Genomic DNA, 25563 nt, shown 5'->3' with positions numbered 1-25563 from the left:
CCGGTTAGCGGCGATTTGCGGCGCTTCATTCCATGCACGAGTGCGCACCTTGGACGTAGGGTGAAGAAATGAATAGCTTCGAGGGAGACACCGCCGAACAAGGTGCCGGACCCGAGCGGGAACGGTTCCTGCAGCCGGTGGCTGACGGACAGCGCGTAACCGTAATGCTTGCCGCCTTTGAAGGGTGGAACGACGCCGGAGAAGCGGCCAGCGATTCGCTGCGGTACCTGAACAAGTTGTGGGGTGGCAAGAAAGTCGCATCCATTGATGCGGACGAGTACTACGACTTCCAGTTCACGCGCCCCACGGTCCGCAGGAACTCTGCCGGTGAACGCAAGATCAAATGGCCTTCCACCAGGATCTACAAAGCCTCGGCGCCCAACTCCAACGTGGACGTCATCTTTGTGCAGGGAACCGAGCCGTCCTATAAATGGCGCGCTTACACCGCGGAGTTGCTGGTCCATGCAGAGGCTTTGAAAGTGGACTACGTGGTGCTGGTGGGTGCACTGCTGGCGGATGTTCCGCACAGCCGCCCGATTCCGGTCAGCACGTCGTCCGATGACGCCCAGCTGCGGGAACGCATGAACCTGGAAGCCTCGCAGTACGAAGGCCCGGTGGGGATCGTGGGGGTCCTGTCCGAGGTGGCACTGCTGGCCGGGCTCCCCACCGTATCGTTGTGGGCCGCGGTGCCGCACTACGTGGCACAGGCCCCCTCCCCCAAAGCCCAGCTTGCCCTGCTGCACCGCATCGAGGAACTGCTGCAGGTGCCGCTGGACACCCACGAGCTGGCGGAGGAGGCGGACGCCTGGGAGCGCGGCGTCGACGAGCTGGCCACCGAGGACCCGGAAATTGCTGCCTACGTCCGGCAGCTGGAGGAAGCCAAGGACACCGCCGACCTTCCTGAGGCCAGCGGCGAGTCCATTGCCCGCGAATTTGAGCGGTACCTGAAGCGGCGGGGCCAGGACCGGCCCTGACATTAAAAGGGACAGGGGCCGGGCCGGGAGGAATCCCGGCCCGGCCCCTGTCTGTTTGCTGACGTGGAGCCGAAGCCTAGAGCCGGATGCCAAGAAGGGCGTCCACCGCGTCCCTGACCAGGCTGCTGTCGGCGGGGCTGGCGGCAGCACCGCCGTCGTTCGCTGAACGTGCCCAGCGCGAGACTGCGGCGACTGCGGCGGGCGCGTTGAGGTCCGCTGCCAGCGCCGCCCGCATGTCGGCCAGCAGTTCGCGGCCCGAACCTTCCGGGGCGTGGTCGAGGGCCTTCCGCCACGCTGCAAGGTCTGCCTTGGCAGCGGTGAAGCCTTCATCCGTCCAGGACCAGTCGGAACGGTAGTGGTGGGCCAGGATGGCAAGGCGGATTGCTGCCGGGTCTTCACCGGCGGCGCGAAGCCTGGAGACCAGCACCAGGTTGCCCTTGGACTTGCTCATCTTCTCCCCGTCGAGCCCCACCATGCCGGCGTGTGCGTAGTGCCGGGCAAGCGGTACCCCGGCCAACGAGTATGCATGGCCGGCACCCATCTCATGGTGCGGGAAGATGAGGTCCGAACCGCCTCCCTGCACCGTGAAGGGCGAGGGCAGGTATTTTTGGGCGATCACTGTACATTCGATGTGCCAGCCGGGCCTGCCCGCGCCCAGGCTTCCACCGGGCCAGCTTGGCTCGCCGGGCCGTTCCACCCGCCACAGCAGCGGATCAAGGGCCTGCCGCTTCCCGGCGCGGCCCGGGTCTCCGCCGCGTTCGGCAAAAAGCTCCAGCATGGTGCTTTCGCCGAGGTGGGAGATGCATCCCAGGGACCAGGCATCAGGTGCCGTTGACTGCTTGCCGGCCGCTTCGACGTCGTAATAGACATCCCCGTCGGGTTCCCCGTTGCTGCCGGGAACCTGGTAGGCCAGCCCCAGGCTGACCAGCCGCTCCACCTCGGGGACGATGAGGCCAATCGACTCCACGGCCCCAACGTAATGGTCCGGCGCCAGGACATTCAGCGCCTCCATGTCCGTCTGGAAAAGTTCAACCTGCTCCGCCGCGAGGTCCTGCCAGTCGACTCCGGTGGCAGTGGCGCGTTCCAGCAGGGGATCATCCACGTCCGTGACGTTCTGCACGTAGGAGACCTCGCTGCCGGCGTCCCGCCACGCGCGGTTCAGCAGGTCAAAGGCCACATAACTGGCGGCGTGGCCCATGTGGGTTGCGTCGTAGGGAGTGATGCCGCAGACGTACATGGACGGCCGTGCTTCCGGTTCCAGCGCCACTTCGCGGCCTGCCGCGGTATCGAACAGCCGGATGGCGGGCATGTTTCCGGGCAGGGCAGGAACGGGGCGGGAAGTCCAGGATTTCACAAGCCAAGCCTAGTCCTAGGCGCTGATGACGCCGAAACCGAGCAGGAGGTACAGGGCCAGCCCCAGGAAGATCCGGTACCAGACAAAGAGCCGGTAGCTGCGCGTGGATACGAACTTCAGGAACCAGCCGATGATGACATAGCCCACCACCAGGGCGATCACGGTGGCAAGGGCAGTTTCCGGCAGGCCGAACGGGCCGGAGATGCCTTCCTTGGTCACCACCTTGTAGAGCTGGTACAACCCGCTGCCGAAGACCGCGGGGATGGCGAGCAGGAAGGAGTACCGTGCGGCGGCTTCGCGCGTGTAGCCCATCAGCAGGCCCGCGGTAATGGTGCCTCCGGAGCGGGAGACGCCGGGAATCAGTGCCAGGGCCTGGGCCAGCCCATAGAGGATGCCGTGCTTGTAGGTCAGGTGCGCCAGGTCCCGTTTCTGGGCCCCCACGGCGTCGGCCACGGCGAGGAAGAGCCCGAAGACGATCAGCATGGTGGCCACGATCCACATGCTGCGCAGCACCGATTCGATCTGGTCCTGGAAGAGCAGGCCCAGCACGATGATGGGCAGGCTGCCCAGGATCACCAGCCAGCCCATGCGGACGTCGGGATCCTGCCGCGGCACCTTGCCGGTGAGGGACCCGCCCCAGGCTTTGACGATCCGGACGATGTCGCGCCAGAAGAAGATCAGCACGGCGGTCTCCGTGCCGAGCTGGGTGATGGCCGTAAAGGCCGCCCCCGGGTCCTCCGCGTTGGGAAGGAACTCCCCCACGATCCGCAGGTGTGCGCTCGATGAAATAGGTAGAAATTCGGTCAGTCCCTGCACAAGGCCCAGCAGGGCCGCTTCAAACCAGTTCACGCTAAGACCCTACGGCATGGCGGTGGTGCATCTGCCCGTAAGCTTGCTGCTATGCAGCAGCGTTACGTCGGCAACAGTGGATTGCGAGTTTCCGCCCTCTCCCTGGGCACCCGGTCCTGGGGTGGGGAAACTGACGAACAGGACGCGTCCGAGTTGCTGCGTACCTTCCTTGATGCGGGCGGCCGGCACGTGGACACATCGGCGTCGTATGCGGGCGGGGGCTCGGAGGCCATCCTTGGCTCACTCCTGGGTGATGTGGTGTCCCGCACCGAAATTTCCATCTCCACCAAGGCAGGGATGACGACGCCGGACGGGCGCCGCGCGGTGGACACGTCACGCAATGCGATGCTCACCGGACTTGATGCGAGCCTGGCCAGGTTGGGCACGGAATATGTGGACCTCTGGTTTGCTGAGGCCTGGGACGGCAACGTTCCCCTCGATGAAACGCTGGCTGCGCTGGAATTTGCGGTACGCACCGGCCGGGCGCGGTACGCCGGAATTTCGAACTTCAGGGGCTGGCAGGCTGCGAAGGCCGCAGCCACCAGCAGTGTGCCCCTGGTTGCCGTCCAAGCGGAATATTCATTCCTTCAGCGGACGGCGGAGGCGGAACTGATCCCTGCCGCCGAGGATGCCGGGCTTGGGCTGATGGCGTGGGCTCCGCTGGGCCGCGGCGTCCTCACCGGGAAGTATCGCGGCGGCATCCCCGCCGGGTCACGCGGGGCGTCCGCCAGCGAATCGGCCTACGTGGAGCCTTACCTGGAGGAGAAGCCGTCGCGCATCGTGGATGCGGTATGCATGGCGGCCAACGGCCTGGGCCGGACTCCCCAGGACGTCTCACTGTCATGGCTGCTGTCACAGCAGGGAGTTGCCACCGCCATTGTCGGCGCCCGCACGCCGGTGCAGTTGAAGGAACTCCTGGACGTCCAGCCCGCACCGCTGCCACCGCAGATTGCCCGGGCTTTGGAGGATGTCTCCGCCGCCTTCTGAGTTCCTGCCCCGGCGCGGCTATTCCTCGACGATTTCCAGGTCCTCGTCCTCGTCCACGTCGGCTTCCTCGTCCTCTTCGTCCTCGTCGTCAAAGACCTGCAACGGGGTGACCTCGTTGTAGGCCTCGTACAGCGCGTCCTCGTAAACTTCGAAGGCATCGGCCACTGCGAAAAAAGCTGCCTCAACGGAGGGGTCACCGTCCCCGCGGCGGTTCGATGCTGCTATAAGGTGTTCTTCCAAAGCGGTGGTCAGGGACGAAAGCGCGACACGCGGATCGATGCTCATGACTTCACGTTAGCCGGAAAAGGACGAAAATGGAGAGCAAATGAAGGAACAATTTCTCACCAGCTCGGTCCAGCGGGAACGGGATTATTTGCGGCAGTACGAGTACCTCGTGCTGACCGTCAGCCCTGATGATTCCCTGCCGGAGGCACGCCGCCGCCTGGTGGAACACTCCGAATACGGCAAGTGGGAACTGGAACGCAGCAAGCTGTACGTGGGCGGCGGCAGGCGCTTTTGGCTGCGGCGCCGGGTGATGCAGGTCCAGCGGACCGTTTAGGAGTCGTGTGATCCAGCGGACCGTTTAGAAATCGTGTGGTCCAGCGGACCGTTTAGTCCTCCAGCGGGCCCAGCCAGGCGTTGGCCACCGTGTTGTGGGCAGACTCGTCGTCGGAGGGGTGGAACATGCCGGCAAGCACGTCGCGGTAGAGCCGTTCCAGTTCCGAACCCCTGAAGTAGCTCGATCCCCCGCTGACGCGGATGGCCAGGTCCACAACGCGCCGCGCCGTTTCGGTGGCATTCACTTTCAGACCCACCAGTTTGGGGAACCACTGGTTCCCGTGGTCGGCCAGGGCATCGACGTCGGCGGTGACAGCCCTGAGCTGTGGGTAGAGGTTGTCCATGGCCATGGCTGCCTCAGCAACTTTCCAGCGGATGTCAGGGTCCTGCGCGTAGCTGCGTCCGCCGTTCTTGAAAGACGTGCGGCGCTTTACAGTTTCTACACCCACGTGCAGCGCCCGTTCGCCCAATCCGGTGTAGACGGCGGCCAGGAGGCTTTCGAAGCACGCGAAAATCGCGAACACCAGGGGGTCGGCGTTGGGACCCACAGGCAGCTTGCGGAAGATCCGGTCCAGCGGAACGGTCGCACCATCAAGGACAGTGGTGGCGGACTGGCTTGCGCGCATGCCCAGGGTGTCCCAGTCGTCCATGATCCGGTAGCCGGCCGCTTCACGGTTGATGAACCCGTGGACGAGTTCCCCGGCACCGTCCCGGGCTGCGGCGTCCTTTCCGAAAATCCCCAGCCGGGTCCACGCCGGCGAGAGGCTGGTGAAGATCTTGGTCCCGGTGAACGAGTAGCTTCCGTCCGGATAAGGTGTGGCCGCGGTCCGTGAGTCGAAGAGGACTGAGTCGTTGCCGGCCTCCGAATTGCCGAACGCGAAGACCTCGCCCTGCGCCGCTTCCTCGAGCACGAAGGCCAGGGAGTGGTCGCCGCGGGCTGCGAGGACGTGCGCGACGCCGGTCCACACCAGGTGCATATTGACGGCAAGCGCGGTGGCAGGGGCCGCCGTTGCCAGCCTGCGCTGGCACTGCGCTGCCGCCTCGAGCCCAAGCCCCGCGCCGCCGTCGGGTACTGGAACGAAAAGCTTCAGGTACCCTGCAGCCGCAAGCTCCCGCAGGTCCTCGTGGAAGAAGGCGTTGTCCCGGTCGTATCCTGCGGCGCGGCCGCGGATGCGTTCCAGGAGCCCGTCCGGCAGCAGGTCCGCTGGAGTCACGGCAGGTCCCCTCAGTAGTTGGCGAGCAGGGTGTTCAGCACCCGGGCACCGAACTTGAGGGAGTCCGCCGGCACACGTTCGTCCACGCCATGGAACATGCCGGTGAAGTCCAGCTCCTCGGGGAGCATCAGGGGAGCGAAGCCGTAGCCGGTAATGCCCAGCCGGCTGAGCGACTTGTTGTCCGTGCCGCCGGACAGTGTGTAGGGCAGCACTTTTGCACCGGGGTCCTCCTTGTGGAGGGCATCAATCATCGAGTCCACCAGGTTGCCGGCGAACGGGACCTCCAGCGAGACGTCGTTGTGGACGTAGCTGACGTCCACTCCACTGCCGGCAAGCTCGCGCACGATCTCAAGGACCTGCTGCTCCTGGCCCGGCAGCGTACGGCAGTCAACCAGGGCCTCGGCAGACTCGGGGATGACGTTGTGCTTGTAACCACCCTTGAGGAGCGTGGGGTTGGTGGTGTTCTGCAAGGTGGCGCCGACGAACCGGGCCACGGTGCCAAGCTGGTTGAGCAAAAGCTCCGGGTTGTCGGCGTCGAACTCCACGCCGGTGAGTTCGGTCACTCCATCAAGGAACTGGCGGGTGGTGGGCGTGAGTTCAATGGGCCACTTGTATTCGCCGATGCGGGTTACGGCGGCGGCGAGGCGCGTGACAGCGTTGTCCGTGTTGATCTGGGAGCCGTGGCCGGCCCGGCCGTGGGCCACCAGCCGCAGCCACGAGATGCCCTTCTCCGCCGTCTGCAGCAAGTAGGTCCGCTGGCCGCCGATTGTTGCCGAGAAGCCACCCACCTCCGAAATGGCCTCCGTGGCGCCCTCGAAAAGTTCCGGGCGGTTGTCCACGGCATAACGTGCGCCATAGACGCCGCCGGCTTCCTCGTCAGCGAAGAACGCGAAGATGATGTCCCGTTTGGGTTTCCTGCCCTCCCGGGCAAAACCCCGCAGCACAGAAAGAATCATGGCGTCCATGTCCTTCATGTCGACGGCGCCGCGGCCCCAGATCAGGCCATCCTTCAGTTCCGCGCCGAACGGGTCCACAGACCACTGGTCACGCAGGGCGGGGACCACGTCCAGGTGGCCGTGGACCACCAGGGCGCTGGCGGAAGGGTCCTCCCCTGCCATCCTGGTCACGACGTTGGCGCGGCCAGGGGCGGATTCGAAGATCTCCGCCTCCAGGCCCACTTCCTCGATAAGGCCTGCCGCATACTCTGCTGCCGCCCGCTCCCCAGGTCCTGACCCGTCGCCGTAGTTGGAGGTGTCGATCCGGATGAGTTCCTGGCAGATCCGGACAACTTCATCCTCGGGCAGGACGTCAGGCATTGGTGGCTCCTTGGTAGGGAATGACTGGTTGGCACGAGCTGAATCGCTGCCCTCAGCCTACCTACTTGGCTCGATTCGTTGTTCCCGGAAAGTCATGTTAGAGTTTTTCTCGCTGCTTCGGAGAGGCGCGAAACGCTGAAAAGCGCACACGCTTCCCGGAATACCACCTGCGCGGGTGGCGGAATGGCAGACGCGCTAGCTTGAGGTGCTAGTCCTCGAAAGGGGGTGGGGGTTCAAGTCCCCCTCCGCGCACAAGAGTGGTGAGTAGAGTCACCACCGTAAACACCCTGGTCTTCGGACCGGGGTGTTTTTCTTTGTGCTGATCCCGGGCCGGAGCTTCGGGCCGAAGGCGTTTGCCGCACTGAGCGCGCAGGGGCGTTCCGGAAGTTATAACCGCGGCGGCTACTGCGTGCCAGTCTTGAGCGAAACTTGCGGCCAACGTGGGCTGTCATTTAGGAACGGGTTTTACCGTTAAGGACAAGATCCTGCCGCTGGGGCAGGGTCTTATACATGGGGACAGGGCCGGCGGCCATGGCATCTCTGAGACCGGATGCCGCCCCCCAACCGCCGCCGGCCCATACCCCCTGCAGGTCGTCAGGCGCGCGCTGTAACCCAACGCGGCGCCCGATGACTTTCCAGGGACGGCAGGCCGTTCGGGGAAACGCCCAGGGGAATGCCATCACGCCAAACGGGCCTTCACGATCTCGCTGATGGCCTTGCCGTCGAAGCGGCCGCCGATTTTGGGGGTTACTGATTTCATCACTGTGCCCATGGAACGCATCGTCAGTTCGGTTCCGTCCGCCTTCAGGCCGGCGATAACCTCGTCCACTATGGCTTCGGCTTCCTGGCGGGTCAGCGCTTTGGGCAGGTAGGCCTCAATGACCTCAGCCTCGGCGATCTCTGCCTGCGCCCGGTCATCGTGACCGGCCGCCGAATACGTGGCGGCGGTGTCCCGGCGCTTGGCCGCTTCCTTTTGCAGCAGCGCCGTGACCTGCAGGTCGTCGAGCTCGACCGGCGTCTTGCCGGACTTCTCCCGCGTTTCGATTTCGCCCAGGACGTTGCGCACAGTGGTCAGGCCCAGCTTGTTGCCGGCCTTCATGTGGACGATGACATCGCCCTTCAGTTTTTCCTTCAGTGACATGGACCTGACTCATTCCTTCGTTGGTTATGGAGCTGGTTGGTGATTGAGCTGTAGGTACGGCGTGGCTCTTGGAGCGGCCTTATCCCGCCCTGCGCATGGCGCCGGTGCTTGCCGCCGCCGAGTGGACTGCAGCAGGGAGGATCTTGCCCAAGCCTATTCCCGACGTGGCAGTGGAGCGTTGCTGGTTTCAATCTGTCTGGAGCCGTCTGCACGGGGCGGAGGTAGACGCACGGGCGTAGGTTAGTTTGGAAACGCAGTGGCCTGCCCCCGGGCCCCGGAAGGAGCGCCACGTGGACAGCATGGTTGGCAAGTGGTTTCTGAATCAGGCTGAGCGGGGAAACCCTGCCTCCGACGTCCAAGGGGCTGGTACGGAATCCGGCCCCTGGTCTGAAGGAAACCTGGTACGTCCCCTGATTCATGGAGCAACATACTTCTCCAGGCTGCATGAGGAGCTGTCTGCGCTGCAGGCGGGAGACCAGGTATGGTTCACCGACTGGCGTGGCGATGCCGATGAGCAGTTGGAGGCGAACGGTACGACCATTGGCGCGAAGCTCGCCGGGCTGGCCCGGTCCGGCGTGGAGGTACGGGGCCTCGTCTGGAGATCCCATGGTGAGCGCGTGTCGGCCCCTATCAGTGGCCGCTCCAACGAACTTCTCAGCCGGAAGATCAACGACTCCGGCGGGGAGGCACTGTTGGATCAGCGCGTCCGCCTCTTCGGCTCGCACCATCAGAAACTGGTGGTCATCCGCCGGCGTACCGATCCCTCCCTCGATGTGGCGTTCGTGGGGGGACTGGACCTCTCACACAGCCGCCGTGATGACGCCGGCCATGCGGGAGACCCCCAGGCAGTGGAGATGGATTCCCGTTACGGGCAGAGGCCCCCATGGCACGACGCCGCCCTTGAGCTGCGCGGCCCGGTCGTTGCAGATGTGCTGGCGGTATTCGCTGAACGGTGGAACGATCCCCACCCGCTGGACCGGCGGACCCCGTACCGGATGCTGTTGCAGCGCCTGGCCCGGATGCCCAGGCACCCCAAGCCGCTCCCCGAGTCCGCTCCTCCCCCACCTCCGGCAGGTCCGCACGCCGTGCAGCTGCTGCGCACTTACGGCCTGAAGCATCCGCCATTCCCCTTCGCCCCACACGGAGAACGGACCATAGCGAAGGCTTATGCAAAGGCGTTCGCCCAGGCCCGTTCGCTCATCTACATCGAGGACCAGTATCTGTGGTCAACAGAGGTGGCAGCGGGGATCGCAGCCGCCCTGCGACACAACCCCGGGCTGAACGTGATCATCGTGGTTCCCAGGTACCCCGACACTGATGGCTTTCTCAGTGGACCGCCCAAGCGCTTGGGGCAACTGCGCGCCATCGGCATGCTCCGCCGGGCCGCGCCGGACAGGGTGGGCATATTCGACCTGGAAAACAGCCAGGGAACCCCGATCTACGTCCACGCCAAGATCTGCATCATCGACGACACCTGGTTCACCTGCGGATCAGACAACTTCAACCGGCGCTCCTGGACCACTGACAGTGAGCTCACCTGCGCCGTGATGGACACATCCGCCGACGGCATGCTGCCTGCAGGCTCCGGCACCCTGCCCACCCGGCCACTCGCCACGGAGCTGAGGCTCCAGCTCTGGGCCGAACACCTGGGCCTGGAGCTGGACGACCCACAGCTCCAGGCCACCACCGCAGGACTGGAGCTGTGGAACAGCACCGCCGATGCCCTGGACCAGTGGCACCGGGCCGGCCGCAGTACGCCCCGACCGCCAGGGCAGGTGCGCCACCATGCCACGCAACCCGTCCGGCCACTCCATCGCCTCTGGGCGGATCCGGTCTACCGCTTCATCGTCGATCCGGACGGCCGCCCCCGGGGTCTCCGCGGCACGGACCGCTTCTAGCGGTTAGGTTGGAGCGGTAAGGGATGAGCATCCGGACATGGGAGAAGACGTGAAGGCAATCGTGTACCAGGCAACGGGTCCCTCCTCGGTGCTGCAGCTCCAGGACAGGCCATTGACGGAGCCAGGTCCCGGTGAGGTCCGGGTCCGGCTGGTGGTGTCCGGCGTGAACCCCACGGACTGGAAGTCTCGTGCCGGAACGGGTGGCAGGAAACTGGACGTCACCAAGGTTCCCAACCAGGACGGAGCCGGCGTTATCGACCAAGTGGGCGCAGAGGTGGCGGGTTTCAGCCAGGGCGACCGTGTCTGGCTCTGGGACGTGGCGTGGGGCAGCAACGAAGGTACGGCGCAGGAGTACGTCGTGGTGCCGGCCCACAAAGTTGTGGCACTTCCCGACGCCGAATCCTTTGACACCGGCGCCTCGCTCGGGATTCCGGCCCTCACGGCCCACCGTGCCCTGACATCGAATGAGGACGGTCCGGCCACGCTCTCGCCCGGCGCCCTGGCGGGTCGAACCGTGCTGGTCACCGGCGGTGCAGGCGCCGTGGGCCATGCTGCCATCCAGCTGGCGCGGTGGGCCGGTGCCACCGTCATCACAACCGTCAGCGGAGAACGGAAAGCCGAACTCGCCCGCCGCGCAGGCGCCGGGACGGTCATCAACTATCGGAAGGACGACGTCGTCCGCGCCGTTCAGGAGGCAGCGCCCGGTGGGGTGGACATCATCGTGGACGTCAACGCGCCGGCGAACATCGATGCCGACCTGCACGTTCTCAAGACTGGCGGGACCATCTCGATTTACGCGGCCAACCCCGGAGAATCGCTCACGGTTCCGATCCGCGAAAGCATGACCAAGAACGTCCGCTACCAATTCATCCTCACCTACACGGTCACGGACGGGCAGAAAGAGAACGCGGTAGCCGGCGTTGCCGCGGCACTCGCGGCAGGTGCCCTTCGGGTGGGCGAGGAACATGGTCTGCCTCTTACCCGGTTCACCCTTGAGGACACTGCGGCGGCCCACGATGCCGTGGAACAGGGAACCATCGGAAAAGTGCTTATCGACGTCACGCCGCCACCCTGAAAAGCCCCTGGGCCTCACCTGGCCAGGCGGTCCCTGGCAGCATGTTCAACCAGGACCGGTACGAACGCGCGGACCCTGCCTGCATCCAGCAGGCTGTGCTCCTGCTGCACCACATCCTCGATGCGTTCGCGGGGCAGTGCGGGAAACCTTGCCGCAAGCCGGTCCACCACGTCAGTCAGTGCCCGCAACTCTTCGCTTACTCCCATCGGGAAAGTGTCAGGGTTCCGAAGAAGCCCGTCAAGACTTGACTGGCAGGCAGCAGCGCAACACCGTCAACGGACGACGGCGGGCGTCAGGCCGGGGGCGGTATGCCGGCCGGGTGCTCCACGCCGATGCACCCGGGCACGTCCCGCCGTCGTCAATGCGGGTGCAGCCTACGCGAGTGCCGGTCCCGCCCTTGGGGATGGGAACCCGCTGCGACGGGGCGATACTCGATCCGCCGCTTCTCCGTCCGGAGGTCGCGCCGTTCCTGCCGGCGCGCCTTCCTTTCGGGCCGGTCAATGGCAGACAGGATGGTCAGCGCCACGATGACCCACAACAACGCCGTCCCCAACACCAAGGCAATTTCCAGCTCAGTGCTCATGCACACAATTTTAGGCCCCCGGGACCCAAGCCGACCCCTGCAGACCCACACTATGGGGCGCAAATCCGCAGCGCTTACAGCAGGCCCAGCCCCCTGACCGCAGCCATGACGTCGGGCACCTGGATTGCCAGCAGCGCGGGGTCCGGCTGCGCCGCGAACGTGTCCCCGCGCCGCAGCTCCGTGCGGGTCAGGACCACATGGGGCCCAGGGGGCGGACCCCAGATTTCGGGTGGGGCCGGACCAAAAAGCACCACGGAAGGAGTGCCGTAAGCGGATGCCAGGTGGGCGGCGCCCGTGTCGGCGGAAACCACCAGGCGTGCGGCGGCGATGGTGGCCGCGAACTCTCCGAGGCCCAGGACGCCGGCCAAGACGGTGGTCCCCGGGAGCCCCGCAAGGCGGCACACTTCGTCAGCGCGTTCCCTCTCCCCTGCGCCGCCGGTGAAAACCACCTGGTGGCCGGCTTCCGCGAGGGCCGCTGCCACCGCCGCGAAGCGGTCCGCCGGCCACAGCCTGCTGCCATAGGCGGCCCCGACATGCAGGACGGTCGCACCGGGGACGGGGCTGGGGACGTGCGGCGTATTCAGCTTTACGTCCAGTGGATCCGCGTCGATGCCATGCCACTCCAGGAGCTTTACCCAGCGTTCGCGTTCGTGCAGTTCCGGCCGCCACGGCGGGCCGTCCCGGTGGGCGCTTCGGTGGCCAACCGTATGCCTGGCTTTCAGCGCCTCAATCCTTCCCTGGCTCTCCGGGCCGCTGCCGTGCAGGTTGACGGCAACGTCCACTACGCCGGGTTCCATCGCCAGCGGCTCGTCCAGCCCATGCGTAGGGAACAGCTCATAACCGCCCACCAGCCCCAGAGCTTCTGCCAGCCATCCCTGCGCCGCATAGCGCAGCCGGTGTTCGGGAAACGCCCGCCGGATACCCTTCAGGGCAGGTACGGCCACCAGCAGGTCGCCAAGCTTCAGGGCGCGCAGGACCAGTAGTTCCGGTTTGCCGTCAGCGGGAAGCGGATCGGTGGCAACGCCCGCCGTCCCGGTGCCGCTCATGCGTCCTGCTTTGCGTAGGCCGTGGCGGTGAGGCTGCGGACATCCTCGTACACCTCCGGCACCCCGATGCCCGCTACCGCAGAATCGTCATGGGCGCAGCGGGGTGCCGTCCAGCCAACCTGGGTCACGTCTATCCCGCACGTGGGGCATGCCGTCACCCAGGAGGCATGCACGCGGTGCAGGCTCCTGCCCAGCGCTCCGGCGTTGATCACGTTCCCGGCCCAAAAGATGCCGACCGTGGGAACGCCCAGGGCCTGGGCAAGGTGCCGTGGACCGCTGTCGTTTGCCACCACAACGCCGGCTTCCGCCAGCAGGGCCACAAGCCCTGCCATGTCCAGTGCGCCGGCTGCGGAATCGACGGCCGCCGATCCGGCCCGTGCCGCGATCGCCTCCGCGAGGTCCTGCTCGCTGCTGTCACCGATAATGACCACCCGCGAGCCGTCCGCTGCGCAGGCAGCGGCAAGTTCGGCGAACTTGTCAGCAGGCCAACGACGGCGGGGGTCGGTGGCGCCGGGATGGATCACCACCAGCGGCTGGCCGGCGGCGCCGTCTAGGGCCTCGTGTGCGGCTCCCCCGCCGGCGGGCGCCAGCCGGGCTTCGAGATCGACCGGGAAGGCACCAGCGAACCCGGCCACTTCCAAAGCCCTGAGCGGTTCGTGCTGGTAGTAAAGGTAGGGGACGGTGCGCTCGAGGCTGGCTGCATCGGCAGTCCGGGTCCCGACGGTATGACGGGCGCCGAGCCTTAGCAGGAAGGGGTTTGAATAGCGGCCGCCGCCATGAAGCTGGACAGCCAGGTCGAAGGTGCGGCCCCGCATGTCGGCAAAGAAACGGTCCAGTTCAGCTGCCTCTTCCTGCCCAGGCCTGACTCCTTCGGCGAAAGGCAGGACCACCACCTCATCCACGGGGCTTTTCACCGCCTCCAGCAGCGCCTTGTGGATTGGTGTTCCCAGCAGCGTGATGGTTGATCCCGGATAAGCCACCTTCAGTGCTGCCATGGCCGGGATGGCGAAAATTAGGTCGCCCAATCCTCCGCCGCGCAGGATGACAATCCTGGACACGTCGGTGAACTTCTCCAGCACAGGACCGACGCCCACGCCGATTTGTCCTGCACCGCCGAACTCTGCGGTGAGTTGTTCCACACACTGCCCCTTCCGTCATGCAGGGGGCCCAGTACCCTGTCCCCCCACTGCCCACGCGGCCGCAATGCGCTCCTGGAACGTGCGGCTGCTCCTTAGGACCTTTACCCAATAGGCGGCGGATTCACGCTCACTGTTGGGGAATACCCTCCCGATGCTGTACGTTTCATACCCGACAGCCAATCAAAGAAAAGAGAAGCACCTAAAGTGGCAACCGATTACGATGAACTGCGTTCCGACGTCAAGGAATCGCAGGACAACTCACTCGAGCAGCTCCAGTCAGCAAATGCTCCCGACGCCCGCAGTGTTGTGCAGGAGTTGGACGAGGCTGACGGACTGGACGGCGCCGGCGTCCCTGGCGGCGAATTCGTCGCTGAGGAGCTCGTAGTCCAGGTCATCCCGCAGGCTGAGGATGAGTTCACCTGCTATTCCTGCTTCCTGGTCCGCCACCGGTCCCAGATCGCCCGTCAAAAAGACGGCCACAGCTACTGCACTGAGTGCGAAGGCTAGTCGGGAACCTTCGGGCAGCGATTCGCACGTCCCACCAACGCCGAAGGCACGCCGCAACGGGCGTGCCTTTCGACTTTAAGCCTTCGCCCAGCTGGGGTGCGTAGCGTTGGAGTAGGACATTTACGACGCCAACCGGCAGCCAGGAGGCAATGTTGGACAGCTCCGCGAGCTTGTGGAACACCTTCAGTGCGGCGTTCGCGCAGGCAAATGTACCCAACGTCACCTGGATCGAGATGCTGTTGTCCGTGGCGGCAGCCATCGGTCTGTCCATACCCCGCCGCAGCTGGCGCTACTTCGGGCTCCTCGCTACCACCACCCATGAGCTGGGTCACGCGTTCGCGGCCTTGACGTCCGGTCAGCGGCTGTCGGGAATCCGCCTCAGGCTTGACCATTCCGGAACCACCACCACTTACAGCAGGAGCCGGCTTGCAGCAGCATGGTCCTGCTTCTGGGGATATCCGGTACCGGCTATGGTCGGTGCCGCTTTCGTCTGCTGCGGCCTTGGCGGGTGGGGCCCGGCTGCCATGGCCGTGAGCCTGTTGGTCCTGGCCGCGTCGCTGATCTTCCTCCGCAACCTTGCCGGTTTCATCATCACTGCCGCCGCCATCGCCGGCGCGGCTGCCCTTACCTTCCTTGCACCGGCGCCAGTCGTGGGGCATGTGGCCGTCATCTTCGGTCTTGCACTCCTGGTGGCTGCTGTCCGTGACCTGCTCAAACTCACGAACGTCCACATCCGGCGTCGCGGAAGCCTTGGCAGCTCCGACGCCTACCTTCTGTACCGCGCCACCTCCGTCCCCTCCGGAGTCTGGATTGCTTTGTTCACCCTCCTGGTTGCCGGAGCGTGGCTGGTTGCCTGGCAGCCCGTCTCGGCGATCCTGGCGGAAGGTGCCTGGATCGGTTAGCCGGCACATAGGCTTGTGGCATGAGCCAGGAAACGCACAGCACCCGTGGAGCCTATGTGACCGGCGGCACGGAGTTCACCCGGGACACCAATTACATCGAGGACCGGATCACCAGGGATGCCTCCCCCGGCAGCAAGGGCGAGCCGGGGTGGCCGGTGGAAGCCGGGCGCTACCGCCTCATCGCCGCCCGTGCCTGCCCGTGGGCAAACCGCACCGTCATTGTCCGCAGGCTGCTGGGCCTGGAAGAAGCGATTTCCCTGGGCCAGCCCGGCCCTACCCACGACGCTCGCTCCTGGACGTTCGACCTGGATCCCGGCGGAGTGGACCCCGTCCTCGGCATAGAGCGCCTCCAGGAGGCCTACTTCAAACGGTTCCCCGGCTATCCGCGGGGAATTACCGTACCTGCCATCGTGGATGTACGCAGCGGTGAAGTCGTGACCAACAACTTCCCCCAGATCACCCTCGACTTCTCGACCGAGTGGACGGAGTTCCACCGGGCAGGAGCGCCGCTGCTCTACCCTGGACACCTCCGCGACGAAATCGACCAGGTAAACAAGCGCGTCTTCACGGAGGTCAACAACGGCGTCTACCGCTGCGGTTTCGCGGGTTCCCAGGAAGCCTATGACTCAGCTTACGACCGGCTGTGGACTGCGCTGGACTGGCTTGAAGACCGCCTGTCCCGGCAGCGCTATCTGGTGGGCGACACCATCACCGAGGCGGATGTGCGCCTGTTCACCACGCTTGCCAGGTTCGACCCCGTGTACCACGGCCACTTCAAGTGCAACCGGCAGAAACTCAGTGAGATGCCGCATCTGTGGGGCTATGCACGGGACCTGTTCCAGACGCCGGGTTTCGGGGACACTATCGACTTCGTGCAAATCAAGCAGCACTACTACATCGTGCACGAGGACATTAATCCCACGGGCATTGTTCCGGCCGGTCCGGACCTGGGCGGTTGGCTGCAGGACCACGGCAGGGAATCGCTGGGGGGCCGGCCGTTTGGAGACGGCACGCCGCCCGGGCCGGTCCGGCCAGGCGAAGAGGTTGCGCCGGGACACGGCGCGTTGCGCTAAACAAACCTCGGGCAGGAAATCGCTTTCCTGCCTACACTGAGGGCATGCAGACATCTCTTGGTTCCGTGGCGCCAGGGTACGAAAACGTCCTGGCCCTGTTTGAGTCGTTCCTCGCTGAGGACTCCCGGTACAGCGCACAACTCGCCTGCTACCACAACGGGATGCCGGTGGTGCGCCTGACGGGCGGCCCCGACATGGCTTCGGAAACCGTGACCGGGGCCTATTCCTGCTCCAAGGGCGTTGCCGCCATGGTCATCGCCCTGATGGTCCAGGATGGCGTCCTTGACCTGGATAAGGCAATGGTCCATTACTGGCCGGAATTCGGTGGCCACGGAAAGGACAGGCTGCTGGTCCGGGAAGCGCTGTCGCATCAGGCAGGACTGATGGGCGTTGAGGGCGGATTCCGCCTGGATGAATTCACCACGTCCGCGGCCGCGGCGCGCCTTGCCGCTGCCGCTCCCGCCTGGGAGCCCGGGCGGCAGTTCGGCTACCACGCCCTGACCATCGGAATCCTTATGGAGGAGTTGTGCCGCCGCGTCGCGGGCGAGTCGCTGCAGGCCATGTACGACCGCAGGATCCGGCAGCCGCAGGACGTGGATTTCTTCCTGGGGCTCCCGGAGGAGCTGGAGCCACGGTACAGGGACGTCCTCTATGAAGAAGATCCCGGCCAGGGCTGGTTTGATCCACTCAGCCTCGAAGGCATGAACAGCAATGCGCCGGTCAGCACCGTCATGGAACTGCCGAACATCCGCGCCGTCCGGGCGGCCGGAATGTCCGCCGCCGGCGGTGTGGGCTCCGCTGAGGGCCTGGCGCGGTTGTACGCCGCTGCAACCACAGGCGTCGACGGGGACAAACCGTTCCTGGCGGCCCGGACGGTGGAGGCCATGACCCGGGAACAGGTGTGGGGCCTGGACCGCTCTTCAGGCCTGGACAACGCGTTTGCGGTCGTCTTCATGAAGCCCCACCCTTCCCGGAACTTTGGCAGCCACCGGGCCTTTGGACACGAGGGTGCCAACGCGGCGCTCGGTTTTGCGGATCCGGCCTACGGGCTTGGCTTTGGCTACATTCCACGCCGCCAGGAGGAGGGCCGGACGCCGGGAAGGGCGCATCGCCTGGCCGCCGAAGTGCGGCGTTCCGCAGCGGGCTTGTCCTGACAGGCGCCCGGCCCTACTGTGGTCCGGATGGGCAACACTCAAGCACGACCGGATGCACGGTGGGCTCGGGGGACCCAACTTCTCAAACAATCGGTGGCGGGGCTCTCCGCTGCCTTTGCGGCGCAGCGCCTGCAGTTGGCTGCCAAAGCCGCGCTTGCCGCGGGCCTGGCGTTCGCCATCGCTCCGCTGATGCCAGGCGCGGCCTCGCACTATGCGTACTATGCGCCGCTGGGGGCCCTGGTGGCCATGTACCACAACGTCGCGGGCTCAGTGAAGCAGGGGGCGCAGGCCCTCGCGGGGCTGGCAATGGGAATCGGCCTTGCTTTCATTCTGGTCAGCCTTGCCCAACCCTCCCCGTTGACGGTGGCCCTGTTCATGGGAGTCGGCGTGCTCCTGGGCGGCTTGCCGGGTATCGGTTCGGGCCGTGACTGGATTCCGACGGCGGCCCTGCTGGTCCTGCTGGTGGGCGGAAGCAACGCGGACGATTTCTCCTTTGGCTACCTGGTCCAGATGGGTGCGGGCGTGGGTGTGGGGATCGCAGTCAATTTTCTGATCTTCCCGCCGCTGCACTTTGATGCAGCGGCTTCAAGCCTCGATGATCTTCGCCTCGCCCTTGGGCGGCAACTTACGGACATGGGGGCGGCGATTACCGAAAAGTGGCCGCCGGAGCACGAAGACTGGGCGCGCCGGTCGGACGAACTGGCCGAAGCAGCTCGATCGGTGCGGCATCTGGTCAAGGAAGCCGATGCCAGCCGCCGCGCCAATCCCAGGCGGAAGCTGCACCCCAGGGACGTGGACAGGGACTACCGCGACCTGCGGGAACTGGAGCGGGTCACTTTCCACATCCAGGACATGACGGACGTGCTCTCGGACGTCATCTGGGAAAGCGACGCCCCCTACGATATCCCCCTGCAGGACAGTGAACCGCTTGCTGCCGCCATCACGGCCACCGGAGAGCTGCTGGCGTCCTACAGCGAAGCTGACGAACAGACCCAGAAACACCGCTTCGCCGCCGCGAAAGAGGCGGTGGACGCCTGCATGGCGGCCGCTGCAGGCAGGGAGGCAACCCAAGGCACCGTCCCTGCCTCCGAATCGGTCCTCCTCAGCCTCCACCGGATCCTGCGGGCTGTCCGCCCGCAGGACTAGTCCTGGCGCCGGGAACCGGGCTGGCTAGAGCGCGGCAACCGTCCCGCTGAAATGGCGTCGCCCGGAGCGGGGGCTCCAGGCGACAAAGCGCGAGTGTTTCCATGCCCCTGATCCGCTTTGTTCGGTGGCGATTTCCAGGGCAACCCGGGAGGGCAGGAACACCGGAGCCTCGAACTCCACATCCCACGTGAAGGAGTCACCGCGGGCAGGGCCGACATCTGCGAGCGCACGCGAGGCCAAGTACATCCCGTGTGCTATCGAACGCCGCATGCCCAGCGCTTTTGCCGACAGCACGCTCAGGTGGATCGGGTTGAAATCCCCGGATACCGCGGCGTAGGCCCGCCCCGTGTCAACGCCCAGGTGCCACAGGGCCGTCGGGTCCGGCGGCGTGAAATCGGCCTTCGGTGGCAGCGCAGTAGGTTTGTCGATTCCGGGCAGGAACACGCCCTTGGCCAGGTAAGTGGAGACGCCCCGCCAATGCACATCCGGCGAGCCGGCAGGGCGCACTTCCGCTACCACGTCCACCTGCGTGCCGGAACGGTGCCCACGGAGGTTTTGCACCCAAGCGGTCATGTCCAGAACGTCCGTGAAGACCAATGGGGACCTTTGTTCGACGCTGTTGTGCAGGTGGATCATGCCCAGCAGGGGCAGCGGGAAGTCGTCGCGGTTAAGGACGCTCATGGCCAGCGGGAATGCGATCGCGTGGATGAAACCGGCAGGCAGGACATCGCTTGCCGTCTCACCGATCAGGTGCTGGTAGGCCGTGAGGTTTTCCACCCCCACCACCACCCCCCTGACTTCATGGCTCTCGGCCGGGAGGACGGCAGAGTCATGTGTGCCCAGGAGCCTGCGCCGTGCCGCCTGGGCGGCGGCGTTGACGTAGAGCTTGGACAAGGACGGCATCTCGGCCAGGATCACCGGCTGTGCGAGCGTCATGCCCCCACCAGGTTTTGCCCGCACACCCGCAGCACCTCCCCGTTGATTCCGCCTGCGGCGTCGCTGGCGAGGAACGCTATGGTCTCGGCGACGTCGGAGGGCAGGCCGCCCTGCTGGAGTGAGTTCAACCGTCGTGCCACTTCACGGACGGCGAAGGGGATGCGCGCGGTCATGTCGGTTTCGATGAATCCGGGTGCCACCGCATTGATGGTGCCGCTCCGGGACGCGAGCAGCGGGGCGCTGGCACGGACCATTCCCATAACTCCCCCCTTGGATGCGGCGTAGTTGGTTTGTCCCCGGTTCCCGGCGATGCCGCTGGTGGAGGCAACAGAAACGATACGCGGCGAAGACCGGAAGTGTTCTGAGGCCAGCAGGGCCTCGTTGATCCGGAGTTGGGCGGCGATGTTGATGTTGATGACCTGGTTCCACCGCGCCTGGTCCATGTTGGCCAGCAGCTTGTCCCGCGTAACCCCGGCATTGTGCACCACGATGTCCAGACGTCCGTACCGCTGTATGGCGTGGTCGATGATCCGCCGGCCCGCGTCCGCTGCGGTGATGTCGAGCTGAAATGCCGTCGCGCGTACCTCATTGGCTACGGCCGCCAGCTGGTCTCCCGCTGCCGGAATGTCCACCAGGACCAGCGTGGCACCATCGCGGTGCAGCGTCCGGGCAATCTGCGCGCCGATGCCGCGGGCTGCGCCGGTAACTACTGCCACTTTTCCTGCAAGTGGCTTTTCCGGGTCGGCGGGCAGCGCGCCGTCCTCCGTTGAAACCGTGAGGAACTGTCCGTCCACGAACGCTGAACGGCCGGAGAGGAAGAACGTGATGGCACCGAGCGTGCTGGGGCTGGTGGAAGTGGTGCCATCAGCGAGGAGCACGCCATTTCCGGTTGCTCCGGCACGCAGTTCCTTGGCAAGGGATCGCAGGAAGCCATCCACCCCCTGGCGTGCTGCTGCAGCGTCGGGAGTGGCAGCTTCCGCCGCCGGGCGGGACAAGGTGATGATCCGGCCCCCGGCCCGCAGGTCGCGGAGGGAACCCGCGGCATCCAACACAGGCTTTTCCAGGTCCGCCGGGTGCCCGAGCTCATCGAGGACCAGAATGATGGCACCCAGTTTTTCGGCCGGAACGGCGTGCCGCCTGACATCGAGGTCCCAGGACAGCAGCTCGGCGGCAAGTTTGTCCGCGCCGGGGGTGTCGCCCAGGACAACGACAGGCCCGGTCACCAGGGGCTGCCCCGGCTCGTAGCGGCGCAGGACAGCGGGCTGCGGAAGGCCGAGTTTCTTTGCGAGGTTGCGGCCTACGCCGCTGTTGACCAGTTGTGCGTATGTGTCAGCCATGCCGTCCCCTACAGAGATTCCAGGATCGCGACGACGCCCTGGCCGCCGGCTGCGCAGACGGACACCAGGCCGCGCGAAGGACGACCTGTGGACGCCGACTTGGCGTGGAGCATCTTGGCAAGCGTGCCGACAATGCGGCCGCCGGTCGCCGCAAACGGGTGGCCCGCTGCCAGCGAGGACCCGTTGACGTTCAGGCGCGAGCGGTCGATGCTGCCAAGAGCACCGTCCAGGCCGAGGCGGGTACGGCCGAATTCCTCGTCCTCCCACGCGGCCAGGGTGCTGAGGACAGTGGCGGCGAATGCTTCGTGGATTTCGAAGTAGTCGAAGTCCGCCAGCGTAAGGCCTTGGCGGGCAAGGAGCCTGGGCACAGCGAACACGGGGGCCATCAGCAGCCCGTCCTTGCCGTGGACAAAGTCCACGGCCGCAGCTTCAGCGTCCACCACTGCTGCCAGCTTCGGCAGGTCGCGGGCATCTGCCCACTCGTCGGACGCCAGCAGCACTGTGGAGGCACCATCGGTCAGTGGGGTCGAGTTTCCTGCCGTCATGGTTGCATCTGCCCCGAGGTTCCGGCCAAACACCGGCTTCAGGGACGCAAGCTTTTCCAGCGATGTATCGGCCCGCAGGTTGGCGTCCCGCGTCAGTCCGCGGTAGGGGGTCATGAGGTCATCGAAGAAGCCGGACTCGTAGGCGGCAGCCAGATTGTGGTGGCTGTTCAGCGCCAGTTCGTCCTGGGCTTCGCGGGAGATCTTCCATTGTGCCGTTGTGAGGGCCTGGTGTTCACCCATGCTCAGGCCGGTGCGGGGTTCTGCCGTGCCCGGGGCCAGCGGTGCCAGGTCCTTGGGCCGGAGGCGGCTCAGGATCTGCAGGCGCTGGGGAAGTGTCTTGGCGCGGTGAAGGTCCAGGATGACCTCGCGCAGCCCTTCGCTGACTACCACCGGCGCGTCGGAGGCTGAGTCCACGCCACCGGCAATGGCCGAGTCGATCTGCCCGAGCTTGATCTTGTTCGCCAGGCCCACCACCGTTTCAAGTCCCGTGGCGCAGGCCTGCTGGAGATCGTAGACCGGGGTCTCGGCGGAAAGTGCCGAGCCCAGCACGGCCTCCCGGGTGAGGTTGAAATCCCTGGAGTGCTTGAGCACGGCGCCGGCGGCCACCTGGCCCATCCGTTCGTCCTGGAGCCCAAAGCGTGCGATCAGTCCGTCCAGGGCAGCTGTAAGCATGTCCTGGTTGGAGGATTTTGCATAAGCGCCGCCGGCACGGGCGAACGGGATCCGGTTGGCCCCTACGATCACTGCCCTCCTGGTTGCCGGGACCCCGGCCGCGATTGATCCGTCGGGTGTGGGGGTGGACTGTCCGTCTGTGGACATGGATGGCTCCTCTGGTCACATGTGGTTACCGATACCCAGCGTACCTGATACGCTGGGTATCGTGAACTTTCAGGACACGCGCTTTCCAGCGACGGTTGAGCTGCCGTCTTCCGCCAGCTCTGACGGCCGTTCGGCGCGCTGGCAGAGCCACCGGGAGGAACGGCGCCGCGAACTCATCAAGCAGGCCCGCCGCGCTGTGCACGCACTGGGCAGCGACGCCTCCATGGAGGACATTGCAACGGCGGCAGGAACCTCGAAGTCGGTCTTTTACCGGTATTTCGGGGACAAGGCCGGACTGCAGCAGGCCGTGGGCGAAGTGGTCCTCAGCCAGATGCAGCACCGCATCCAGGAAGCAGCGCAAAGCGCTGTGACCCCCCGGGAAGGTTTACTGGCCATGGTCTCGGCATACCTGCAAATGGCGGACACCAGTCCCAACGTGTACACGTTCGTCACGAGCTATGCCCCCGGCGACCCCGCCAACCCGCCGCACCCGTCGGCGGCAGGCGGCCCGCTGGGCCACTTCTTTGACGCAATTGCGGACATGATCGCCACCCCCATGCGGTCGCACCTGGGCGACGACAGGGAAACCGTCATCGGCTACTGGCCCAAGGCGGCAATCGGCCTGGTGCGGAACGCCGGCGAACAATGGCTCAGCACTCCGGACTCCCCCTCCAAACCAAGCCAGGAGACCATGGCGCGCCAGATCACCGCCTGGCTGTGCGTGGGCATAGCCCCCGAACTCACTCCCGCCCCACCGACCACCAAGTTATCCGCCAAAGAAGGACTGTGACATGACTGACGTAGTGGACCGCCCCGCCCGCAAGGGGCTTCGCCCCGCGGCGACCCCTGCAGCCAAACCCGCAGGCAGCAGCCCTGCCCCCGCCGTCGACGTCGAGGCACTGGGCCGGCAGCTCCTGGGCAAGTGGGCCGACGTGCGGCTCCAGGCAAGGGACCTGGCCGCCAGGCCGGAACTGCACAAGACCGAGGGCCTGACGCACACCGAACACCGCGCCCGCGTGTTCGACCAGCTCAAATACCTTGTGGACAATGAAGCCGTGCACCGCGCCTTCCCGGCGGCACTGGGCGGTTCCGACGACCACGGCGGAAACATCGCCGGGTTCGAGGAGCTGGTGGTGGCTGACCCGTCACTGCAGATCAAAGCCGGCGTCCAGTGGGGACTCTTTGGATCCGCGGTGATGCACCTGGGCACCGCAGACCACCACGCCAAATGGCTGCCGGGAATCATGAACCTCGAAATCCCCGGCTGCTTCGCCATGACAGAGACGGGCCATGGTTCGGACGTGGCCAGCATTGCCACCACCGCAACCTATGACCCCGCCGCCGGGGAATTCATCATCCACACCCCCTTCCGCGCCGCTTGGAAGGACTACATCGGCAACGCCGCCATCGATGGCCTGGGCGCCGTGGTGTTCGCCCAGCTGGTTACCCGCGGTGTTAACCACGGGGTGCATGCCTTCTACGTTGACCTGAGGGACCCCGCCACCAGGGAATTCCTGCCCGGGATCGGCGGGGAGGACGACGGCATCAAGGGCGGCCTGAACGGAATCGACAACGGCCGGCTGCACTTCACCAACGTCCGCATCCCGCGGACGAACCTCCTGAACCGGTACGGCAACGTCGATGCCGACGGGACCTACACGTCGCCCATCGCCAGCCCCGGCCGGCGCTTCTTCACCATGCTGGGAACGCTGGTGCAGGGCCGGGTGTCACTGGACGGTGCCGCCGTCGCAGCGTCCAAAGTGGCCCTGAAAGCAGCCATCCAGTACGCCACCGAACGCCGCCAGTTCAACGCCTCGTCGCACACGGAGGAAGAGGTCCTGCTCGACTACCAGCGGCACCAGCGGCGCCTCTTCACCCGGCTTGCCACCACTTACGCGGCCGGCTTTGCCCACGAGCAGCTCCTGCAGAAGTTCGACGATGTCTTCTCCGGTGCCCACGATACCGACGCGGACCGACAGGACCTGGAAACCCTGGCCGCAGCGCTGAAGCCGCTGAGCACCTGGCACGCCCTGGACACCTTGCAGGAATGCCGGGAAGCCTGCGGCGGCGCCGGCTTCCTGATTGAGAACCGGTTCGCATCACTGCGGGCCGACCTGGATGTGTATGCCACCTTCGAGGGCGACAACACGGTGTTGCTCCAACTGGTGGCCAAGCGCCTGCTGGCCGACTACGCCAAGGAATTCCGCAGCGTGGACTTCGGCGTGCTGGCCCGGTACGTGGTGAACCAGGCTGCCGGCGCAGCTGTCCACCGCACCGGACTGCGCCAGGTGGCCCAGTTCGTGGCCGACACCGGTTCGGTCCAAAAGGCTGCGATCGCGCTGCGGGACGAGGAAGGCCAGCGCGCCCTCCTTACCGACAGGGTGCAGACCATGGTGGCCGAGGCCGCGGCTGCCTTGAAGGGCAGCAAACGGCTGCCGCAGGACCAGGGCGCCGCCTTGTTCAACCGGCACCAGAACGAACTTATTGATGCCGCCCAGGCGCACGCCGAACTGCTGCAGTGGGAGGCGTTCACGGACGCCCTGCAGCAGGTGGACGACCCCGGAACCAGGAAGGTGCTGACCTGGCTGCGGGACCTATTCGGCCTGTCCCTGATCGAGAAGAACCTGGCCTGGTACCTCATGAACGGCCGGCTCTCCATGCAGCGGGCACGCACCGTGGGCGGGTACATCAACCGGCTGCTGGAGAGGATCCGGCCCCATGCCCTGGACCTGGTGGACGCCTTCGGGTACGGCGGGGATCACGTGCGGGCGGCCATCGCAACGGGCGCCGAGAAAACCCGGCAGGACGAGGCCCGGGCCTACTTCCGTAATGAAAGGGCAAGCGGGCAGTCGCCCGTGGACGAGAAAGTCCTGATTGCCAGGACGGCAGCGGCCCGGAAGGCCTGATCAGCCGCCGGCGCGCAGGCCCGGAAAGCACGACGGCGCCGCTCCCCCTGGCTGGGGAGCGGCGCCGTCGTTGTTGCCGTCCTTAAGCGTCCGTGGCGGTACGC

25 protein-coding genes and 1 tRNA gene are annotated in these 25563 nt (G+C 65.8%); 13 read left to right on the top strand and 13 right to left on the bottom strand.

Annotated features, from left to right (window positions below; genetic code table 11):
• Positions 1–68: 68 nt before the first annotated feature.
• Entirely contained in the window at positions 69–974 is a 906-nt protein-coding gene (locus tag LDO14_RS10115; RefSeq protein WP_018771125.1) for a PAC2 family protein, read from the top strand.
• Between the two features lie 76 nt (positions 975–1050).
• Here LDO14_RS10115 and mshC read toward each other — a convergent pair whose 3' ends face one another.
• Positions 1051–2328 carry a cysteine--1-D-myo-inosityl 2-amino-2-deoxy-alpha-D-glucopyranoside ligase gene (mshC, locus tag LDO14_RS10110; RefSeq protein WP_134164736.1) on the bottom strand — a complete coding sequence of 426 codons (1278 nt, stop codon included), beginning with the start codon at positions 2326–2328 and terminating at the stop codon, positions 1051–1053.
• A 15-nt stretch (positions 2329–2343) separates the two neighbouring features.
• Positions 2344–3177: an undecaprenyl-diphosphate phosphatase gene (locus LDO14_RS10105; RefSeq protein ID WP_134164737.1), complete on the bottom strand. Its 834-nt coding sequence runs from the start codon at positions 3175–3177 to the stop codon at positions 2344–2346.
• A 51-nt stretch (positions 3178–3228) separates the two neighbouring features.
• Here LDO14_RS10105 and LDO14_RS10100 point away from each other — a divergent pair, with 51 nt between their 5' ends.
• On the top strand, positions 3229–4164 hold the full coding sequence (locus LDO14_RS10100; RefSeq protein ID WP_018771128.1) for an aldo/keto reductase: 936 nt from the start codon (positions 3229–3231) through the stop codon (positions 4162–4164).
• Positions 4165–4182: 18 nt separating this feature from the next.
• Here LDO14_RS10100 and LDO14_RS10095 read toward each other — a convergent pair whose 3' ends face one another.
• Entirely contained in the window at positions 4183–4449 is a 267-nt protein-coding gene (locus LDO14_RS10095; RefSeq protein WP_018771129.1) for a hypothetical protein, read from the bottom strand.
• A gap of 40 nt (positions 4450–4489) precedes the next feature.
• Here LDO14_RS10095 and LDO14_RS10090 point away from each other — a divergent pair, with 40 nt between their 5' ends.
• On the top strand, positions 4490–4723 hold the full coding sequence (locus tag LDO14_RS10090) for a DUF5703 family protein (protein ID WP_018771130.1): 234 nt from the start codon (positions 4490–4492) through the stop codon (positions 4721–4723).
• A 52-nt stretch (positions 4724–4775) separates the two neighbouring features.
• Here the strand turns inward: LDO14_RS10090 and LDO14_RS10085 are convergent, their stop codons facing one another.
• Both LDO14_RS10085 and LDO14_RS10080 read right to left on the bottom strand, forming a co-directional pair.
• Positions 4776–5936 (bottom strand): acyl-CoA dehydrogenase family protein, encoded by a 1161-nt coding sequence (locus LDO14_RS10085; protein WP_134164738.1) that lies wholly within the window; start codon positions 5934–5936, stop codon positions 4776–4778.
• Between the two features lie 11 nt (positions 5937–5947).
• Complete coding sequence (locus LDO14_RS10080) at positions 5948–7252, bottom strand: M20/M25/M40 family metallo-hydrolase (protein ID WP_134164739.1); 1305 nt, start codon at positions 7250–7252, stop codon at positions 5948–5950.
• 169 nt (positions 7253–7421) lie between these two features.
• Here LDO14_RS10080 and LDO14_RS10075 point away from each other — a divergent pair.
• Positions 7422–7504, top strand: a tRNA-Leu gene (locus LDO14_RS10075).
• Positions 7505–7931: 427 nt separating this feature from the next.
• Here LDO14_RS10075 and LDO14_RS10070 read toward each other — a convergent pair.
• Positions 7932–8393: a GatB/YqeY domain-containing protein gene (locus LDO14_RS10070; protein ID WP_056390337.1), complete on the bottom strand. Its 462-nt coding sequence runs from the start codon at positions 8391–8393 to the stop codon at positions 7932–7934.
• Positions 8394–8692: 299 nt separating this feature from the next.
• Between LDO14_RS10070 and LDO14_RS10065 the strand changes: the two genes are divergently transcribed.
• Positions 8693–10291: a phospholipase D-like domain-containing protein gene (locus LDO14_RS10065; RefSeq protein ID WP_166673088.1), complete on the top strand. Its 1599-nt coding sequence runs from the start codon at positions 8693–8695 to the stop codon at positions 10289–10291.
• 49 nt (positions 10292–10340) lie between these two features.
• On the top strand, positions 10341–11366 hold the full coding sequence (locus tag LDO14_RS10060) for an NADPH:quinone reductase (protein ID WP_134164775.1): 1026 nt from the start codon (positions 10341–10343) through the stop codon (positions 11364–11366).
• 14 nt (positions 11367–11380) lie between these two features.
• Here the strand turns inward: LDO14_RS10060 and LDO14_RS10055 are convergent, their stop codons facing one another.
• The 4 genes from LDO14_RS10055 to LDO14_RS10040 form a co-directional block, all read right to left on the bottom strand.
• Complete coding sequence (locus LDO14_RS10055; protein ID WP_018771136.1) at positions 11381–11572, bottom strand: hypothetical protein; 192 nt, start codon at positions 11570–11572, stop codon at positions 11381–11383.
• Between the two features lie 152 nt (positions 11573–11724).
• Positions 11725–11949, bottom strand: a complete 225-nt coding sequence (locus LDO14_RS10050; RefSeq protein WP_018771137.1) for a hypothetical protein — start codon at positions 11947–11949, stop codon at positions 11725–11727.
• Positions 11950–12023: 74 nt separating this feature from the next.
• Positions 12024–12995, bottom strand: coding sequence for a glycosyltransferase family 9 protein (locus LDO14_RS10045; protein ID WP_134164741.1), 972 nt, complete (start codon positions 12993–12995; stop codon positions 12024–12026).
• The gene (locus LDO14_RS10040; protein ID WP_134164742.1) at positions 12992–14134 is read right to left on the bottom strand and encodes a glycosyltransferase family 9 protein; all 1143 of its coding nucleotides are present in this window, start codon (positions 14132–14134) and stop codon (positions 12992–12994) included. The genes LDO14_RS10045 and LDO14_RS10040 overlap by 4 nt, the downstream gene beginning before the upstream one ends.
• Positions 14135–14338: 204 nt before the next feature.
• Between LDO14_RS10040 and LDO14_RS10035 the strand changes: the two genes are divergently transcribed.
• The 5 genes from LDO14_RS10035 to LDO14_RS10015 all read left to right on the top strand — a co-directional run bounded on the left by LDO14_RS10035 (position 14339) and on the right by LDO14_RS10015 (position 18916).
• Positions 14339–14641 carry a DUF4193 domain-containing protein gene (locus tag LDO14_RS10035; RefSeq protein ID WP_018761323.1) on the top strand — a complete coding sequence of 101 codons (303 nt, stop codon included), beginning with the start codon at positions 14339–14341 and terminating at the stop codon, positions 14639–14641.
• A gap of 149 nt (positions 14642–14790) precedes the next feature.
• A complete protein-coding gene (locus LDO14_RS10030; protein WP_018771140.1) occupies positions 14791–15543 on the top strand; it encodes a M50 family metallopeptidase in 753 nt (250 codons plus the stop codon).
• Positions 15544–15563: 20 nt separating this feature from the next.
• A complete protein-coding gene (locus LDO14_RS10025) occupies positions 15564–16616 on the top strand; it encodes a glutathione S-transferase C-terminal domain-containing protein (protein WP_056390326.1) in 1053 nt (350 codons plus the stop codon).
• 44 nt (positions 16617–16660) lie between these two features.
• Positions 16661–17770, top strand: coding sequence for a serine hydrolase domain-containing protein (locus LDO14_RS10020; protein WP_134164743.1), 1110 nt, complete (start codon positions 16661–16663; stop codon positions 17768–17770).
• 93 nt (positions 17771–17863) lie between these two features.
• Positions 17864–18916, top strand: a complete 1053-nt coding sequence (locus LDO14_RS10015; RefSeq protein ID WP_018771143.1) for an FUSC family protein — start codon at positions 17864–17866, stop codon at positions 18914–18916.
• Between the two features lie 24 nt (positions 18917–18940).
• Here the strand turns inward: LDO14_RS10015 and LDO14_RS10010 are convergent, their stop codons facing one another.
• The 3 genes from LDO14_RS10010 to LDO14_RS10000 are packed head-to-tail and all read right to left on the bottom strand — an operon-like array spanning position 18941 to position 22553.
• A complete protein-coding gene (locus LDO14_RS10010) occupies positions 18941–19852 on the bottom strand; it encodes a MaoC/PaaZ C-terminal domain-containing protein (protein WP_018771144.1) in 912 nt (303 codons plus the stop codon).
• Positions 19849–21189, bottom strand: coding sequence for a 3-oxoacyl-ACP reductase (locus tag LDO14_RS10005; protein WP_134164744.1), 1341 nt, complete (start codon positions 21187–21189; stop codon positions 19849–19851). The genes LDO14_RS10010 and LDO14_RS10005 overlap by 4 nt, the downstream gene beginning before the upstream one ends.
• Positions 21190–21197: 8 nt before the next feature.
• Complete coding sequence (locus tag LDO14_RS10000) at positions 21198–22553, bottom strand: acetyl-CoA C-acetyltransferase (protein WP_134164745.1); 1356 nt, start codon at positions 22551–22553, stop codon at positions 21198–21200.
• A 61-nt stretch (positions 22554–22614) separates the two neighbouring features.
• Between LDO14_RS10000 and LDO14_RS09995 the strand changes: the two genes are divergently transcribed.
• Entirely contained in the window at positions 22615–23343 is a 729-nt protein-coding gene (locus tag LDO14_RS09995) for a TetR/AcrR family transcriptional regulator (protein ID WP_018771147.1), read from the top strand.
• 1 nt (position 23344) lies between these two features.
• On the top strand, positions 23345–25459 hold the full coding sequence (locus LDO14_RS09990; protein ID WP_018771148.1) for an acyl-CoA dehydrogenase: 2115 nt from the start codon (positions 23345–23347) through the stop codon (positions 25457–25459).
• Positions 25460–25563 lie beyond the last annotated feature (104 nt).

This window comes from Arthrobacter sp. NicSoilB11 (assembly GCF_019977375.1).
GTDB lineage: Bacteria > Actinomycetota > Actinomycetes > Actinomycetales > Micrococcaceae > Arthrobacter.
This window is presented reverse-complemented; position numbering and strand designations above follow the sequence as displayed.